Source organism: Niastella sp. sgz303648 (genome assembly GCF_059587045.1).
Genome location: NZ_JCAPSW010000004.1, coordinates 527584 through 546000 on the forward strand (window position 1 = coordinate 527584; position 18417 = coordinate 546000).

At 36.4% G+C, this 18417-nt stretch carries 20 protein-coding genes; 11 read left to right on the plus strand and 9 right to left on the minus strand.

Going from position 1 to position 18417, the window contains the following annotated elements; all coding sequences use genetic code 11:
* Positions 1-16: 16 nt before the first annotated feature.
* The 8 genes from AC59IL_RS14835 to AC59IL_RS14870 all read right to left on the minus strand — a co-directional run bounded on the left by AC59IL_RS14835 (position 17) and on the right by AC59IL_RS14870 (position 5116).
* Positions 17-262 carry a hypothetical protein gene (locus tag AC59IL_RS14835; protein WP_496552933.1) on the minus strand — a complete coding sequence of 82 codons (246 nt, stop codon included), beginning with the start codon at positions 260-262 and terminating at the stop codon, positions 17-19.
* A 227-nt stretch (positions 263-489) separates the two neighbouring features.
* Positions 490-1260 (minus strand): class I SAM-dependent methyltransferase, encoded by a 771-nt coding sequence (locus AC59IL_RS14840; protein WP_496552934.1) that lies wholly within the window; start codon positions 1258-1260, stop codon positions 490-492.
* Positions 1261-1301: 41 nt separating this feature from the next.
* Positions 1302-1769, minus strand: coding sequence for a hypothetical protein (locus AC59IL_RS14845; protein WP_496552935.1), 468 nt, complete (start codon positions 1767-1769; stop codon positions 1302-1304).
* A gap of 86 nt (positions 1770-1855) precedes the next feature.
* Entirely contained in the window at positions 1856-2245 is a 390-nt protein-coding gene (locus AC59IL_RS14850) for a hypothetical protein (RefSeq protein ID WP_496552936.1), read from the minus strand.
* 65 nt (positions 2246-2310) lie between these two features.
* Positions 2311-2811, minus strand: a complete 501-nt coding sequence (locus AC59IL_RS14855; protein ID WP_496552937.1) for a M15 family metallopeptidase — start codon at positions 2809-2811, stop codon at positions 2311-2313.
* Positions 2812-2905: 94 nt separating this feature from the next.
* Positions 2906-3562, minus strand: coding sequence for a hypothetical protein (locus AC59IL_RS14860; RefSeq protein WP_496552938.1), 657 nt, complete (start codon positions 3560-3562; stop codon positions 2906-2908).
* Between the two features lie 23 nt (positions 3563-3585).
* Positions 3586-4434: a hypothetical protein gene (locus tag AC59IL_RS14865; protein WP_496552939.1), complete on the minus strand. Its 849-nt coding sequence runs from the start codon at positions 4432-4434 to the stop codon at positions 3586-3588.
* 55 nt (positions 4435-4489) lie between these two features.
* Complete coding sequence (locus AC59IL_RS14870; RefSeq protein WP_496552940.1) at positions 4490-5116, minus strand: hypothetical protein; 627 nt, start codon at positions 5114-5116, stop codon at positions 4490-4492.
* 448 nt (positions 5117-5564) lie between these two features.
* Between AC59IL_RS14870 and AC59IL_RS14875 the strand changes: the two genes are divergently transcribed.
* The 6 genes from AC59IL_RS14875 (at position 5565) to AC59IL_RS14900 (ending at position 9536) form a co-directional block, all read left to right on the plus strand.
* Positions 5565-6974, plus strand: coding sequence for a hypothetical protein (locus AC59IL_RS14875; protein ID WP_496552941.1), 1410 nt, complete (start codon positions 5565-5567; stop codon positions 6972-6974).
* Positions 6964-7188, plus strand: a complete 225-nt coding sequence (locus AC59IL_RS14880; protein WP_496552942.1) for a hypothetical protein — start codon at positions 6964-6966, stop codon at positions 7186-7188. Before AC59IL_RS14875 ends, AC59IL_RS14880 begins: the two co-directional genes overlap by 11 nt.
* A gap of 37 nt (positions 7189-7225) precedes the next feature.
* Complete coding sequence (locus AC59IL_RS14885) at positions 7226-7492, plus strand: hypothetical protein (protein WP_496552943.1); 267 nt, start codon at positions 7226-7228, stop codon at positions 7490-7492.
* A gap of 255 nt (positions 7493-7747) precedes the next feature.
* Positions 7748-8188, plus strand: coding sequence for a hypothetical protein (locus tag AC59IL_RS14890; protein ID WP_496552944.1), 441 nt, complete (start codon positions 7748-7750; stop codon positions 8186-8188).
* 111 nt (positions 8189-8299) lie between these two features.
* Positions 8300-8950 carry an HNH endonuclease gene (locus AC59IL_RS14895; RefSeq protein ID WP_496552945.1) on the plus strand — a complete coding sequence of 217 codons (651 nt, stop codon included), beginning with the start codon at positions 8300-8302 and terminating at the stop codon, positions 8948-8950.
* A gap of 4 nt (positions 8951-8954) precedes the next feature.
* Positions 8955-9536, plus strand: coding sequence for a sigma-70 RNA polymerase sigma factor region 4 domain-containing protein (locus AC59IL_RS14900; protein ID WP_496552946.1), 582 nt, complete (start codon positions 8955-8957; stop codon positions 9534-9536).
* Between the two features lie 272 nt (positions 9537-9808).
* Here the strand turns inward: AC59IL_RS14900 and AC59IL_RS14905 are convergent, their stop codons facing one another.
* Positions 9809-11587 carry a recombinase family protein gene (locus AC59IL_RS14905; protein ID WP_496552947.1) on the minus strand — a complete coding sequence of 593 codons (1779 nt, stop codon included), beginning with the start codon at positions 11585-11587 and terminating at the stop codon, positions 9809-9811.
* Between the two features lie 45 nt (positions 11588-11632).
* On the opposite strand from AC59IL_RS14905, the gene AC59IL_RS14910 reads away from it, so the two are divergent.
* The 5 genes from AC59IL_RS14910 (at position 11633) to AC59IL_RS14930 (ending at position 18338) form a co-directional block, all read left to right on the plus strand.
* On the plus strand, positions 11633-12049 hold the full coding sequence (locus AC59IL_RS14910) for a DNA-processing protein DprA (protein WP_496553090.1): 417 nt from the start codon (positions 11633-11635) through the stop codon (positions 12047-12049).
* Positions 12050-12797: 748 nt separating this feature from the next.
* Complete coding sequence (gene secA / locus AC59IL_RS14915) at positions 12798-16121, plus strand: preprotein translocase subunit SecA (RefSeq protein WP_496552948.1); 3324 nt, start codon at positions 12798-12800, stop codon at positions 16119-16121.
* Between the two features lie 162 nt (positions 16122-16283).
* Complete coding sequence (locus AC59IL_RS14920) at positions 16284-16685, plus strand: hypothetical protein (RefSeq protein ID WP_496552949.1); 402 nt, start codon at positions 16284-16286, stop codon at positions 16683-16685.
* A 20-nt stretch (positions 16686-16705) separates the two neighbouring features.
* Positions 16706-17683, plus strand: a complete 978-nt coding sequence (locus AC59IL_RS14925) for a nitrilase family protein (RefSeq protein WP_496552950.1) — start codon at positions 16706-16708, stop codon at positions 17681-17683.
* Positions 17684-17741: 58 nt separating this feature from the next.
* On the plus strand, positions 17742-18338 hold the full coding sequence (locus AC59IL_RS14930; RefSeq protein WP_496552951.1) for a Crp/Fnr family transcriptional regulator: 597 nt from the start codon (positions 17742-17744) through the stop codon (positions 18336-18338).
* The last annotated feature ends 79 nt before the right edge of the window (positions 18339-18417 follow it).

The window sequence follows — 18417 nt, forward strand, 5'->3', positions numbered from 1 at the left end:
TGCGTTTAAAGCCTTATTACTGAGCTATATTTTTCTCTTGATATTCTTTCATCTTGTTATACATTCTGGTCATAGCTGACTTTACACAAGCTCCACAGTTACTTTTAAATGGTTCATTAAAGTATTCGCTGAATAGATTACCAAATTTACCCAGCCAATTACCATCTATGTTAGATATATACTGGCTATTTATTAATGAATCAAATTTGTCCCTTTGTTCGTTTAGAAATTCATATTCAGCTTGTGTTAATTCTGTTTTCATATTTAAGACTATTTTTTATTATGCAACCAAATGGTTTCATTTATTTTTGAAAAAATAAAACTGTTTTTAAGTTTTTTGAAAATTCTGATTGCATTTTGTACTTACGGAAAAAAAATGCAGTGGTGGTTTATAATGTATTTATTGTGTTATTGCTCTACTACTATGTAGCATTTTTAATAATTAATTATAAATCTTGATTAAATGGAAATCTTGATTAAACAAAAATATTACTGAGGTATTTTGAAATCCAAGAAATCCACATGCTCAACATGTACTTTAGTATTTTTGAAATCGGAATAAACACTGGTATCTAAGCCGGGATTAGTCATTATGAACTTCATTCCTGTTTCTTTCTTTAGTTTGGTTATTTTTCTATTTTCACATTCTTCATAGTATGGCCGTCCTGAGTATCTGAAGGTTATTGAGTTTTTGGGAAGAAGCATTGATACATCTGGTGTTTGTCTTAGAGCTATTTCAATGGCAGCAATATCAATATCAGCTCCTTTATATTTCAACCAGCTTCTATCAGCATCAGTTTTACTTACCTTACCAAATGGGGGATTTGACACAATACAATCTATTCTTCCGTACTTGGAATGAATGTTATCCCAAATGGATTTGTCGAATATATCTCCAATTATCCAATCAGCTTCAGGAAGCAGTATTTTACCAATCCTTACGAATTCAGGGTTTCGCTCTATACAAATCTGGTACTTAATATTGTGTTCACAGGTATCTCTTACCCTTGCACAGAAGGAAAGAATACCGAAGCCAGCACACATATCAACCATTACCCCATAACGCGGAGATAATAGGGCAAAATCATAAGCAAGATCAAGGGGTGTGAAATAAGCAGATGCTGTTGTTATTTCAGCTATAGCAGCTTCATTATAGTTTTCGTAAATGTATTCCTTGTCTTCGACGGTTAAAGGTTCAGGTTTATTGAGTACAGCTTCTACTTCTTTTTGAAGCTTTAATTGGGCTTTGGATAGTTTCACTTAGGGTCATGGATATTATCATAGCGGTCTTATTTTGATTATTAAATTACAATGCAGTATTGGAGAATAAATGGTTTATTGAAAATGTGAAGCAGGAAGTTGTTTTTATCGTAGATAACTTTCTTTTCTTTCAGTTTATGATTTTCACAGAGTGATTTAAGGATATCAACTTTAATAAGATAGAAGTTGGTGTCATCTTCAAATTGAAATACTACGTAATTAGCTTTGGTAAGTGATAAGCCACATGGTATTGAAATGTTGTCTATTATTCGAGCCGTTTCGATAACAACAGTTTGTCCTTTTAAGTCATGGTCATAGTATTTAGCTTGGCGTTTGATTTCAAACCTTATGACCCTACCAGTTTTTGCTGTACTTGAGATATCCCAGTCACTAAATTGGCCCTTATTACTTGAGTTCTCAGTTTTTAGTTTGAATTTTTCTTTTAGATAATTTTCGAATTGAATTTCACTTTTTCTGCTTCTTTCATAATCTGATTTATAATTTCCCATATTGAAATAAATATGGAGATAAAGGGAAAAAATCAAAATATCTTTGGGTTGGGATGTTTGATGTGTGATATTATGATAGAAGATCATTAGCTTTTTGGTTGATAATACATTTTATCATACAATCTTATTTCATATTCTCTAACAATCTCAGCTACGGTTAATAAACACACTTCTTTGCTGTCTCTTATTTCAATAACATCACCAGTTTCGGTGTATTTAATCAAATCTTGCAAGTTCATTGCGATTTGATGGGTTCTTTGGTTTTTAAAGATGTAATTCATTTGTTTTTTTATTTTTCTAAAATCAGTTTTTTTATATCCATCAGGATAACTAACATATGCCATACTGCTTACGAGATAATGAATATTTGGTTCTTCACCAGAATAACTATCTATTATATCATCATTTTGAATGTTATTCCATAAATCGTTAAAATGGCCACGTTCTCCGGTTCTTGTATTTAAGTAGTATCCCATAAGCTTTTATATTGATCTTTTTATTTCTTTATATAAATATGTTGAAATTCCCAAAAGGGCTAAAATTAGATATTGACGTATTTAATGCCATTTGAATCGGTGATTGTATCACCAGCATTATATTTTTCAAGTAATTGTTGCCATTTATAGCCCATTGTCATTTGGAAATGAGGATTATCTTTTATTGTTTTCCAATTTCCGCCCCATTCAAAACCTAATGATTCAAATACCTTCACCACTTCCATCCAATCAGATGAACCATCACCATCAAAGTCCTTGGTTAATGACCATGATACCTCTTTATTGTCGATTAGAAGGGCGAAGTCGATAGCTAATCCATAGTTATGGAAACTGCTGCCACCTTTCGCATTGGTCACTATAGGGCCTTTGGTGGTACGTCCTTGAGCGTATAAGGTGTTTTGTTCAGCAATTGTTCTTAGTCCTTGTACGATTCTTACCTTGGCATTACCGGTTAGTTTGGTATTAGATTCATTAATTGCATCAGTTACTTTTTGTCTGATTTTTGGGTGTAATTTTTCAATAGCTTTTTGTGTTGTTATATCCATAGGATAAGGAGTTATTCTGTGAGGTTATTAGAACCTCATTACTGATCTTATTTATATTATCAATCTCAATACATAGTTTTAGATTGAGATGGTTTTACGAGCTTAATAGAGCGTATTGATGATATATATTCTTTTTAGGTCTGAAATTCTTTAGTTTTTTAATATCATCGATGTTTTCTCCATTTTTAATTCTTGCAATGATATACTTCAGGTCATTTTGGATTGATTGGAAATACCACCAGTTCTTACCAAGGTTTCTTTCTTTTATTTTTCCTGCCAATACTTGACGAACATCGTTTTGTCTCTCGGTTGGAAGACATTCGATTGCCATATTCAATAGCTTATGCTGGTTTTCCATATCAATTTTATGTTCGATTTGGGTGTAATCGTTATAATCTTCCAATTCTCCATCATAATATGCATCATCAATTGAGATGATTTTATACCTTTCTTTGATAAGGAATTCTTTCGACCTTGATAGGCTAATGATTTTATATTTAAGTGTTGTTATGGCATAATTTTTATAATCGCATATAAACGTATTAGACACCGTTCTTTCGCACATCTTATTCCATATATCAATTGTTGCATCATTGATTACAGTGTCTATAATGTCATTAGGATAAGCTCTGACAATAGGAATAGCCTGTGACCAGTGAAGCAATTGTTTTCTGAGCACATCAGGTGTTAATCCATTTATTGGTGTTGGTTCAAGGTGAATAAATGGTCTATCTGAATTATATCTTGACATATTTAATAAATATGTCAAGAATTTCAGGAAGTACTTTTTTGTTTAAATTTCTTATTATAATCGCAGACGTTATTTCTTGTGCAGTTCAGGATTTTCGCTATAGATCGCGTTGAGAAGCCATTCTTCAACAAGTAAGGAATCTGCTGATCTAACTTCAATAAAGTATCAAGATGTTCGTAAATCTTTTTTAATTGCGCCTTGGAGTGCTTCTTTGTTAGACTAAGGAGATAGTCTTTATCTATACGTTTTGTTTTTTTGAATTTGGAATTGAAATAATTTGGATTCTCTTGAATGTTCGTTGCATTTTCAATAAGTTCCTTCTTTAGTAAGGGCCAGAATTGACTACTTCTCTTTAGTTCCTTTGCAATATCTTTTGGGTCTTTATCCTTGAAATATTCTTCCAGAAAATATTGCTTTTCCTTGGACAAAAGAAGAATGGCATTTCCAAGAATTTCTTTTTTTTTATTAAATTCTTTCAGTTCCTGATCATCTAAATCAAATTCGTCAAAAGGTTCAAGAATACTAAATTCATCGCTTATAACATTATCATAGCAATAAGCTCTACGAATTATATCTGTATGATGATATTTCTTTTTTTCAAATTGGTTTAGCAATCTATACTTAAATGCAACAAAAAGGATAGACCTAAATTCATCAAAATTATATTTTGGTACATGGCCCATTTGCATTTTACCGTATATTTCTATTACAGTATTATGGATAGCTTCTTTCCATTCATGTTGGTGAAGATCATTAGTTAATTTGTAGATGTTGTGTGACCTATCTTTAAGCTGATGTAGGTATGAGATTAACTGTTCAGGTGTAACCCCGTGTATCTGGTCTATATTATCAATTGTTATATAATCATTCATATTTATATAAATATGCACACCTAATTGTGACATCATTTATTTTTTTCCTTTTTCTTTAATTCTTATTTTTTTCATTGTTTGATTGGTAATTAGGATTATTCATTAGATACTTTGCTATTTTTTTCAGCCTACTTTTGATGTTGGAAACATACTGCTTGGTTCTTTTTATTTCGTTTGCCACTTCGTATATGGATTTTCCTGTCATTAATGAATTAATGACAAGTTTGTGTTCATCATTAAGAAGATTAATTGCTTTATGAAGAATATTTCTTCTTTGGTTTAAGAGATATTCATCCTCTTCATTTTGGAATGGATTGAAAATCTCGAAGTCATCATTTATATCCTGATAGGGGAATGCTTTTGTGAGCATTTGAATCTTATTTGGTTTCCTTAGTTGGAATTGTCTTCCCAAGGAGTGTGAATAGGAGATGAACAGGTATGATTTGAAATCATCGTAGTTATGTTTGGGAACAATTCCCTGTTTCATTTTATCCAATATCCTGAATGTGGTATCATGAATTGCATCCTGAATTTCAACTTCAGTTAGATTTCTTGCAAGCTTCCAATGGGAGATGTATGTTAATTGGTTTAGATGATTAATCAATTGTTCAGGTGTAACACCAGTATCTGGGTTGATATTTTCAATCCTAATTTCATTTGGGTATGATCTGTTTCGTTCCATATACTATAAGTATCTCGGAACAATAGCAGAAGTACAGATTTCAAAAAAAGAAGCAAAAAATTCTGCATTAACGTATTCATTATCATAATAGATACAAAGGTTTCAGGAACAATAGAGGGATAGATATTAATGAATACAAATTATCTACTAGCTCTCTATTGTTCCTGAAACCTTCATAAGCGTTTTGATTTCCAATAAGTTAATACAGAATTTTCAGTCTTTTTTATAAAACCACTTGACTATTTAATAGGATCATTACATTAATGCATATCCAATATTTTTTGGCTTTTTCCATAAGTCTGGATATTTATAATATATGGCAGTGATGTCATATTCTGGTGCAGGGGGTAATTACCCCTGCTTCTTCTCCAGAATGGAAGAACCAGAAATAAACCCGAAAGGGCATTGAATAGAAGAATACTAAATGAACTTATTAAGACGGTCTACAGTGGTAGAGCACACCGTAAATGTACCATCATCAATCTTCAATATCATTGAGAGATTAAACTACGAAAGGAAAGAGCAACTTTACATCATCATTGGCACCATTTATTCCAAGAATTGTTATTTCAAAAATGAAGCCCAAAAAAGGTATGGATATACCGAATTATCATCTGCATATTTCCAAAAACTGGTTGGTGGTGATAAAACCAAAATCACCACAGACATAAATTATTTGGTTGATAACGGTTACATCATAAGAAATGACTTCTATGATGTTGATACTGGTAAGTGTAAGGGATATAAAATAGCTTCTGAGCATCTAACCAAATTGGTTAGATATACCTTAACTAACCCAAAGTTAATCAGAACTAGAGAAAAGAATGTTCTGGATGACCAGAACACACCAGCTTACAAACTTGAGCCACACAAACATAAATACTTCCAAACCCTCAAGATTAAGTATAAAGAGGCTATGGAGTGTATTAAGAATCGTACATCCAAAGGGGTTTCGGTATTACTATTCAATAACCACATTAACTATGGTGTATTTGAAATAAGTGATCTGGTGGAAAACAAAGGTAATTATGCTGCATTGCATAATATCATCATGAAATCACCTGCAAAAAAGGAATTTTTATCAATCATGCATAGGATGGTACAATACCAAATGTCAGTGGAAAGGATTAATGATGGTTACCTATATTTTAAGAGGAATAAGAATAATGGTAGATTAGACCATAACATCACTTCATTACCATCATTCTTGAGGAAGTTTATTGAATACCGGGATAACCTATTTCAAATTGATTTAAAGAGCAGCCAGCCCTTCTTCTTATATACCATGATAAAAGATGAACCAGAAATTGGTAAGGCAGAATTGGGTCTATACGGAAGTTTGGTTTTAAGTGGCGAGAGCGCAACCGGGTTATATGAATACATGGTTGAGAAACATGATAATGTTAAATGGGATGATTTGGATGTTGAGACGCAGAAGAAGAGAAGAAAGGCCATGAAAGACATTCTCTTTAAAATCTATTACAGCAAGAATCCTAGTTTCCCTTTGGAGAAATACTTCTTTTCCTCATTATTTCCGACCATTGGTGAATTCATTAAGGAGAAGAAAAAGGATGACCACAAACTGTTTGCTAAGGAGCTTCAGACACTTGAATCCAAAACAGTGCTTGATGTGATTTTGGACAGATTGAAAGGTCTTGGTATCATTCCATTAACAATTCACGACAGTATAATTTGTGATTCTGAGGAAGTGTTAACCGTAATTAATATGATAAATAGCGTAATGATTGAGCTATATGGTTGCAATCCAAACCTGCACACCTATTATTTAGAGACTGAGGAAGAAACCAATGATAATAATGAATTTGAAGAGATAGAATATTTCGAATATGAAAAATAAAGAAGTTGAATTAACCAGTATGCATCTTGAGTTGCTTCAAGAGATAAGAACATCAAGAGGGCCATTTATTTATTATAAGAACAACTACACCAAGAAGGAACAGAAGGCTATTAATGAGCTTGTGGCAGCTTCTGAAGTATATAAGGTAATTGAGAGATTCCAATATAATGGCAGATTCTCATCCAAGGTCACACTTTCGGTTAGAGCAAAATAATTTGGCTTTTTATAAGAATTGAGATATTTATTTAGATATGAATAACGTACTACCAACCGAAACATACCTTGAGCAGCAATACCAGAATACTTGTCAATTTATAGTTGCAGCCAATCAAGACCTTCATGATTGTGAGATTGAAGAAAAGTATGAACAATGTGCATTCATTCAGATGGCAATTGATCTTCATCTTACCAACCAATCACAATTATTATCTGAATTAACAGGAAAGAAACCAACTGCAATATTCAAGATTTTAAAAGAGGAATCAAATTATATTCTCAATCAAATCCGTAACCATTAAACCAATATCATTGAATATTTTGATGAATGAATTGGGGTGTTTCTATACCCCATTTTCATTTTATACTCTAAAAATAAGATTAGATTTAGTTATTAAATTTCGGATATCCCTCTTATATATTTTTTAAAGATTTTTGAAAATATTTTCAAGTTATAACATGGTGATTATCATAAGAAGCAGCACTAAAAATAAGGCTATATTTACTTCGTACTAACGGTGCTTTCTAATCTCAAAAATTGTTGGTTGCTTTGTGAAATGAAACAGATTATTACTACATTATTAGCGGTTATAACCTTGGCATCTTGTTCCAAGACAAATGAATCATTGGATATTCCATCTGATGGATTTAAATCAAAAACCTATTCCATTGCCACTTGGGAAGGCAATAATTCACAGATGGTTGTTACACTTGATAATCGTATAAATGGACATGTTGATTTGGGATGGCTGGCTGATTCAAGTTTTAAAACAACTTTGTTAATCACAACAAATACCGCACATAATATCGGAACAGATGTAATTTATACCAGAAAAGATTATGTCATTAGTGATGGCTATGAATATTGGAATATATATTCCAAGGGAGCTTTTAAGGTAAAACTCCGTGAGGATGAATATGTGGTTACCATTAAAATTTTAAATCACAATAATGGTGTGTCACCAACCAAACAATATTTAAATGATGTAATTAAATAGATTATCCGTTTCTTTTTTATTCTGCAAGGTGCATTTTTATGCACCTTTTTTTATTTAAAAAATGATCTTTTTGATTTTACTGCATATTTATATTATAACAGTTAAATAATTATGCAGGAAAAGACAATCACATTAACTGAGGCTGAATATTTGGCCTTAAAGTATCAATCCAAACCAAACAAACCACGCACAAAAGAAGTAGATTATATTGAGGGTGAAGTTTGGTTACCAATTGCCAATACCAATAATTTATACTTTATAAGCAATTTTGGAAGGTTAAGAAAAACAGTTGAGAAAGGTGGAATACTACATGATTTTTTGCTTCAGAACCCCAAGAGAACGGCAGGATGCACAGCTAAGTTAAGTATAACCCCAACATACCAGATTAACACTTATGTTCATAGATTGGTCTTAGAAACCTTCCAACCCCTTCTTGAAGGTTCAGGTAAAATGTCAATCATTCATAAAGATTGTGATTTAACGAATAATAGACTTGATAACCTCAAATGGGCAATACATGGTGATGCAATTAAATACAAAAAAGATAATTGTGGACTGCTTAAATCAAAACTAAAATCAAAAACTTATATCAGTAAAGCAGGTAAGAAAAAAGTTAAACAAGTATTTTTTTCTGATAAGGATTTGGATAAAATGAGAGAATTAAAAGCTCAGAATATTTCACAGGCTGGTATTGCCGAAATAATGGGATGTTCTCAAACTTACGTCTCAAAAGTATTGAATTATCGTGTGAGGGTAGACTAAGTAAATGATGATTAAGTTAGATAAATTCGATATTATTCCAAGTCCGACCAAAGAACAAATTATTTTTCAATTAACCAAGAGGAAGGATATTAAAAATTATATTGCCAATCTTACAGGTAATTCTTATTATCAAAAAGAATTGTATCAGGAATTATTCTTGGCATTATGTGAGATGAATGAAAATAAATTAATTGAGCTTTATAAAGGCAAATTGAATGGATATATTGCCAGCACCTTGAATAAAATGTTTAAATTAAAATCATCACCTTTTTATAAAAAGGTAAAATCATTCCAAAATAATAATTCTAATGATAATATAATTGAATCTGTTCTTGATGAATTTGATTTTACAATTGAAACCAAACATCAATATTTAGATCAATTGGAAATAGCAATAGATAATCTGCCTTATTATAATAAAAATATACTTAAGGATTATATGAAGCAAAATTTTTCAATTAAGAAAGTATCTGAAAAATATAAATTGACCAGTAATCACATTTCTGAATGTTTAAACCAAACCAAGAAAATATTGAGAACAGAAATAAGTCAAAAAATAAAAGAGATTGAGGATAACAAAATATGATGTTACTGTTAATATTATTTATAATTCCTCTTGGGATTAACTTCTTCACAGAATGGAGCGGAATAATAGACCAATTGAAGTATTTCTTATTTTATCGATTATACACCAAACAAACCCAGTACCGATACTTCCGAATTAAACCGCTCGATTGCTCTCCATGCGCCTCATTTTGGACTACATTGATTTTCTTGATAGTAACCAGCCATTTCAACTTATTTATAATTATCGTCTTTAGTCTTGCATCAGGAGCAATTGCATTAATAATGAATAAATTATTTAACAGGATTTAGTTCGTCTAAAGTGTTAAGTCTGGTAAACGGGATTAATTGAATCTTATGGGATGGTTCAATTAATGATTTTTTCCCATCTCTTGCTGTACCGATATAGGGCTGTCTGAAGCCTTCAACTACTTTATTAACATCAAAATTAAATAGTCCTTTTTCATCGTATTCAATCCTAAGTTTACCGTATGGGCTATCATATACTTCAAAGGTTTTTTTATTAAATAATACAGACCTAAAAGGCATTTCTGTATCACCAAACATATAAGCAGTAAAAATAAACCAATTGCAGTTTTCACCTGTGGTTACAGAAGTTATAATTAACTTATCAAGGATATGCGGTAATACTTCATTAATCTTAACCCTATCTGTACCAATATCCTTTAACATACTGGAATAAGTATCCAAAGTATTATGTTTCTTTATCCATTCCTGTTTGATTTCAATGGCCTGTTTGGTATTAGCAATCTTATCATTGAGATTATTCAATGTTTTTTTAATACTGTTATCTTCCTTGTTCAATTCTTCCTCAGTTATCCTTTCAGTGGTGAATAACCTCAACCATTTGCGTCGTTCTTCAGTCTTTTTCTCAATTTCAGCCTCATAAGAATCAAGTTGAAGTTGGAGATTCTTTATGTCTTGCTCAGTTCTTATTACCTGTTGATTACTATTCTTTAAATATTTAATGATTTCATCGCCATTTTTAACAAGTGACCATGCAAGTGATTCAATGGCACCAATACCAATTCCACAGTTATCACATTTTTTACCATTCATTCTTGTGCTACACATATAATGGGAATGCTTCTTTGGTCTGAACTTAGCACAATACAAACTACCGCACCGGGAGCAATAAACCTTGCCAGAAAGAAGATATAAATATTTGACATTCCGCGCAGGATTCACATTACGAGCCTTGCTTGCTTTATTAGCAGCTTCCCATTCTTCTTTGGAAATAATAGCTGGAACTATACCTTCATAAATCTCTGTTGATTCAATTACACGTTCCCCGGCCTCATTTTTGCCATAGATATTGTATCTTCTGTCACCATAATAAATTGTATTTGCAAGTATTTGCGCAATACTTCCAATTTGCCAATCAAAGCCACCTTTAGTCTTAATTCCTTTAGAATTGAGATAATTTGAAATAGCTTTCATTCCAGCACCTTCAATAGTCATACGAAAGATAGTTTTAACCACTTTTGCTTCTTCTTTATTTATTATTAGTTTGGCAGCTTTGTATTCATCATCTTTATTACCCTTTTCGTATCCATATACAATAAATCCACCACCCATATTTCTACCTTCCTTAAAATTCTTTTTCTTTCCACTTTTCATGCGGCTGGATATATATTCCAATTCAGTTCTGGCAAATTCAGAAAGGATACCAAGAATTAAAAAAAACATGCTGTTCCTTGTTCCGTTGGAATTCATGGAAGACAGGTTGTTCATATTCTGAATTAAAGTACCAACTTTTAGTTTAAGCAATTCCTTTATATAATCAGTTGCTATATCAGGGTCACGGGCTATACGTGATACTTCACTTGCAAATACCATTTCTATTTTCTGTCCTGCATGAATGTCAGAAATTAATCTATTTAATTCGCCTCTGTCATTTCTGTCAGCCATACCTGAAATTCTTTCGGCATATATATTATTATCAGCTACGTTATAACCAAGAGATTTTGCCAAAGATTTGAGATCGGCAATTTGGCGTTCAAAATTTTGCGTTTGCGTTGAAACGCGGGCTATGATTGCAGCTTGTTTCATACCCAAATATAATCTTATATTTTATACCCCCTATTAGTATTTGTTATTGAAACCGGCGTAAAAGGAGGCAGCATGATCACGGCCGACCTCGCCAACGGGTATAACCGCGATGTATTTGCGTTTCCCGGAAAAACCACTGATGCAAAAAGCGCGGGTTGCAATTACCTTATCAAAAGCAACAAGGCCATTTTATTAACCGAGGCACAGGAGCTCACGGAAATTATGGGCTGGTGCGCTCCGGCAAAAAAGAATGCCAATAAGCAAAAAGAATTATTCATTGAGTTAAATGCCGATGAAAAAGCCATTGTTGATATTTTAAACGAAAAGCCGCTGGTACATATCGATGAAATAAATCTGCGTAGCGGTTTAAGCAACAGTTCAATGGCCGCCGCTATTCTGAATCTCGAATTGCAAAATGTGGTGCAGGCGCTCCCCGGAAAAATGTACCAGCTGGTACCCTGAGCCCCCTGAGCGAAGTCGAAGGGGCTGTGCGGTTTAATCCTGAACGCCCTGAGCGTAGTCGAAGGGTCGAAGGATCCTGACGGTTCAATCCTGAACGCAGTTCGCCCGACTTCCATGGGGTTTTCGTGGGGTTGTGGTCGTATTGTGGTCGTATTGCCTTGCCCTTTTCGTGCCCCCTTAGGGCACAAAAAGGGCAACAAAAGGACAAGACAATAGCACGCAAATACGAACAGGAGGGCACCGTTAAGGCACCACGAGGGCACGAAGGGGGCACCAAAAGGGCAAGCCGGGGGCACCATTAAGGCACCAGGAGGGCACGCAGAAGGCGCCAATAGCCTTTAATATATTGAAAAACAATTCATTGAAACTCAGGAAATGTCCTGTCAGGGACATAATGCTGACAGAAAGATTAAAAACACAGGAATTTAATCAACGAGGTTTCATCATTTCGGAACAACATCAATCCGGACCATTTTTCTACCAATATATGGGGCCTGGCAACACCTTTCAGGCCCTCTACCCTTTAACTAACGCGACATTAATTGCCTGCCCTGCCTACTGCCAATTGCCTACCGCCCATTGCCTATTCTCTATTGATCCTGAACCGAATCGAAGGATTGACTCTGATCATCCCGCTGCTTTTTCTTACCTTTGATGTCCCTGTCAAATTGGCTCACTACCAAAGTGTAGCACCCTTTTTGACCAGCTATTTATTTTACGTTTTTTTAAATTTATTAATCGCCATATCATGTTAGGTTTTTTTTCAAAAATGTTCGGAGCAAGCAAGTCGGAGAAAGATATTAAGCTGATTCTGCCAACTGTAGAACAGATCAATAAAAACTTTGCTGCTTACCAGTCATTGACCAACGACCAATTGCGCAATAAAACACAGGAATTTAAACAACGCATTAAAGCGCACCTGCAAAAAACAGACGATGAAATTGCCGATCTGAATAAACAGGCCGAAGCCCTGCCCTTCAGCGATATCGTAGGCAAAGATGCTTTTTACCAGCAGGTAGATGCTCTGATCAAAGAGCGCGATAAGCAAATTGAAGAGGTGCTGAAACAAATTCAGCCCGAAGCCTTTGCTTTGGTGAAAGAAACAGCCCGCCGCTTTAAGGAAAATGCCGAAATAGTTGCTACCGCTACCGATCTCGACCGCGACCTCAGCGTAAAAAAAGATTACATCACCATCCAGGGTAATCAATCTATTTATAAAAACAGCTGGACAGCAGGTGGCGGCCTCATTACCTGGAACATGGTTCACTACGATGTACAGCTTATTGGTGGTACCGTATTGCACCAGGGTAAAATATCCGAAATGGCTACCGGTGAAGGTAAAACTCTCGTGAGTACCTTACCCGCCTACCTCAACGCACTGGCAGGAGAAGGCGTACATATTGTAACCGTGAACGACTACCTGGCCAAACGTGACTCTGAATGGAACGGAACTATTTTTGAATGGCTTGGACTTACCGTAGATTGTATTGATAAACATCAACCCAATAGTGCTGAAAGAAGAAAAGCGTATAAGGCAGATATCACTTACGGTACCAACAATGAATTTGGCTTCGATTACCTGCGCGATAACATGGTAAACACGCCTGAAGAAATGGTGCAACGCAAACACCATTTCGCTATGGTTGATGAAGTGGATAGCGTATTGATCGATGATGCCCGTACACCGCTCATTATTTCGGGCCCGGTGCCCCGTGGCGAAGATCAGCAATATCATATACTGCGCGACCGTGTACGCAATCTGTTCGAAATGCAAAAGCAGGTTATTAATAAAAACCTGAACGATGCTAAAAAACTGTTTGGTGAAGGAAATGATGATCCTAAAACCGGCGGTTTGTCGTTGATGCGCGCCTGGCGTGGTTTGCCCAAACACAGCGCCCTGATAAAATTCCTGAGCGAACCCGGTATAAAAGTAAAATTGCAAAAAGCCGAAAACTACTACCTCGCCGATCAGCAAAAGCAAATGCCGGTGGTAGATGAAGAGCTTTTCTTCCATATAGATGAAAAAAACAACTCGGTTGATTTAACCGATAAAGGTTTGCTGGCGATTACCAAAGCCGGTGAAGATCCTGAATTCTTCGTTCTGCCCGATATCGGAATACACCTGGCCGAAATAGACAAATCCGATATAACGTCCGAAGAAAAATTGCAACGCAAAGAAGCCGTTCTGAACGAGTACACCATAAAAGCCGATCGTATTCATACCGTTCAGCAATTGCTGAAAGCCTATACCCTGTTCGATAAAGATGTGGAATATGTAGTAATGGATGGACAGGTAAAAATTGTAGATGAGCAAACCGGTCGTATTCTTGATGGCCGCCGCTACAGTGATGGTTTACATCAGGCCATTGAAGCCAAGGAAAGTGTAAAGATCGAGGCGGCAACTCAAACCTATGCCACCATTACTTTACAGAACTACTTCCGTATGTATCACAAGCTGGCGGGTATGACGGGTACCGCTGTAACCGAAGCCGCTGAGTTTTGGGATATTTACAAACTCGATGTGGTAACCATTCCTACCAACGTACAAGCCATTCGTAAAGATCAGGAAGACCTGGTGTATAAAACCAAACGCGAAAAATACAAAGCAGTTATCGATGAAATCGAAAACCTGCGTAATGCCGGCCGGCCCGTGCTGGTAGGTACTACCTCGGTTGAAGTAAGTGAATTGCTGAGCAAGATGCTGCAGGGTAAAAAAATTCCGCACAACGTATTAAACGCCAAACAACACGCTCGTGAAGCACAGGTTGTAGCCGAAGCCGGATTGGCAGGCGCCATTACGATAGCCACCAACATGGCCGGTCGTGGTACCGACATCAAGCTCGGCCCCGGTGTAAAAGATGCCGGTGGTTTGGCCATCATTGGTACCGAACGTCACGAAAGCCGTCGTGTTGACCGCCAGTTACGCGGTCGTTCCGGCCGTCAGGGCGACCCCGGTACTACACAATTCTATGTATCGCTCGAAGACGACCTGATGCGTTTATTCGGCAGTGAACGTATTGCCAGTATCATGGACCGTTTTGGTTATAAAGAAGGCGAAGTGATTCAGCACAGCATGATCACAAAAAGTATTGAACGTGCGCAGAAGAAAGTTGAAGAAAACAACTTTGGCATACGTAAACGCCTGCTCGAATACGACGATGTAATGAACAAGCAACGTAACGTGGTTTACAAAAAACGTAGCCACGCATTGTTTGGCGACAGGCTGGCGCTTGACCTCGATAATGCATTTTATATCGTAGCTGAAGGACTGGTAAATTCGTTCCAGGAGCAAAACGATTACGAAGGATTTAAACTGGCCGCTATTGTAAACTTTGGAATCGATAGCGCCATTGCAGCCGAGGAATTTGAAAAGGGCAAACCGGCCGATCTTGCCGAAAAATTATATCAGGAAGCTATTGGCCGTTATCAGCACAAAACATCTGAGCTGCAACGGCAGGCGGTGCCCGTTTTCCAGAATATACGCAATGAACAGGGCAGCCACATCGAAAACGTGGTGGTTCCGTTTACCGATAACAAAAAAGGATTGCAGGTACTGGCTCCCCTGAATAAAACACTCGAAACCAGCGGCCGCGAACTGATCAGCGCCCTGGAACGCCAGATCACCCTGGCCGTTATTGACGAAGCGTGGAAAGAGCATTTGCGCGCTATGGACGATCTGAAACAGAGTGTGCAAACCGCTTACCTTGAACAAAAAGATCCGCTGGTTATTTACAAGATCACCGCCTACGATCAGTTCAAGCAAATGGATAGCGATGTAAACAAAGATATCATCAGCTTCCTGTGCCATGCCGCCATACCGATTGAACAACGGGGTGATGGACAAATTCGTGAAGGCCGCGAACAAAAAACCGACATGAGCCGCATGCGCGCCAATAAAGAAGAGATTGAACACCGTGGAGAAGATTATGCTGCCAACGAAAACGACCAATATGATCCCAATCCTGTTAAACAGGAACCCGTTCGTGTAGGCCCCAAAGTTGGTCGCAATGATCCTTGTCCGTGCGGCAGTGGTAAAAAGTTTAAGAACTGTCATGGTAAAGATGTAGTGTAAAGAAACAAGGCACAATACACAAGTAAGAAATCAGTTATAAAAAGCATTCACGAAAGTGGATGCTTTTTACGTTATAAAGGGTTAGTTTTTAAATAGGTTTCCGGAAATGGTACTGCTGTAGAAAAATTTATAAATTACAGGCAATCCTAAACCAACCTTATTATGACCAAAAGAACTATTGCATTCCTCATCCCATTAGTTATCATCATTTGTTTGCTGGTGCATTCGTGGTTTGTACTGCTTGTAAATGGTTATACTTTGCGAATTTCTCATTACCTCGCCCTGATTTTATTTATCCCCGTTTTATATTTCTGGTATATAGATAAAACCCTGAAAAAAGGACTTATTGCAACAGGCATCTATTTTTTGCTTGCAACAATAAATGTTGTTTCGTTAACGGTAAGTATATTAACCAGCTTTAGTTTTGGAATCGGTCCATTAACCCTTTGGACACCGGCATTGAATCCGTTTGGATTATTGTTATTAATAATATTCGTTGTATTAAACTTTGGCAGTTTGGTAGAAATGTACCTTGATTATAAAGAATCAAAGGGTAAATTGTAGCTTAATAATTTATACCAGCCATGCAAAATATCAAAATAGCCACCGCGCAATTCGAACACAAAAGCGGTGATAAAGCATATAACCTTTCTGTTATTGATCAAATGGCAAAAAATGCTGCTTCGAAAGGAGCGCATGCCATTGCCTTTCATGAATGTTCTGTAACCGGTTACACATTTACACGCCATCTTTCAAAAGAACAAATGCTTGACCTTGCAGAACATATACCAAATGGAGAAAGCATTAAACAACTAACTGATATTGCCCGGAAATATAATATTGCCATACTTGCCGGACTTTTTGAAAAAGATGCCGGTGATAACCTGTTTAAACCCTATGTATGCGTTGACAAAAACGGACTGGTGGCAAAATACCGCAAGCTGCATCCTTTCATTAATCCGTATTTAACGCCGGGAAACGAATACTGTATTTTTGAATTGAATGGATGGAAATGCGGCATACTCATTTGCTACGATAACAACATCATCGAAAACGTAAGGGCTACCCGCTTACTGGGTGCTGATATTATTTTCATGCCCCACGTTACCATGTGCACCCCCTCGACCCGGCCGGGCGCCGGTTTTGTTGATCCTGTATTATGGACAAACCGCGAAAAAGATCCCACCTCATTACGATTAGAGTTTGATGGCATGAAAGGACGCGACTGGTTAATGAAATGGCTGCCCGCCCGCGCATATGACAATGCCGTTTATGTAGTTTTCAGTAATCCCATTGGCATGGATGACGATCAGTTGAAAAATGGATGCTCGATGATCATCGATCCGTTTGGTGATGTAATTGCCGAATGCCGCACACCCGGCGACGATTTTGTTACCGCTACTTTAACACCCGAAAAACTTACACAGGCCGGTGGTTACCGATATATAAAAGCCCGGCGCCCTGAGTTGTATGGTAACATTATAGCACAGCCGCATAAATCGGAACAGCATGTGGTTTGGTTAACCCCAAAAGAGTTATCGGCCAATCAACCAGGCAGTTAAACAGCATCACTGAAAAAATAGTAACTTTAAAAAGTAAGCATAAAGGCTGCTCCTGTTAATGCCACAAACGAACCCAGCACTTAACCAGTTTATTCAGGCAACATTTCCGATGCCGCAACAGCATTCGGAAACGATTGTAAATTTGTTTCAGGAAAAAGAATTATCTAAAAATGATTTTTTGCTGGCCGAAGGAAAAATCTGTAACGAGTATTGTTTTCTTGAACAGGGTTATATGCGCGCCTTTACCTACGATCACGAAGGCAATGATGTAACTATAGCATTCTGTTCAAACAACCAGGTGGTTTGCGAACTATTTTCTTTTTTTAAACGGCTGCCTGCAAAAGAAAATATTCAGGCGCTTACCGATTGCAAACTGCATTACATCACATTTGAACAGTTGCAAACCATTTTTCACGCCATGCCCGAATTTCGTGAGTTTGGAAGAACCATCCTCGTTAATTTGTATGCCCAGCTTAAACAAAGAATGTTAAGCATGATACAGGAAACCGCCGAGCAGCGATACGCCACACTAATAAATACCAATCCTGATATTTTTCAAAATGCACCGCTGAAATACATAGCCTCTTACCTGGGTATTACCGATACTTCATTAAGCCGCATCAGAAAAGACTTTGCTAAAAAACACAACGCATGAATAAAAATGGTGCAGGTGAACAGAACTTGCCAAATGGCAAGAGATAAGTTCGGTATCTGTTTTTCCTTTGTAGTGCAAC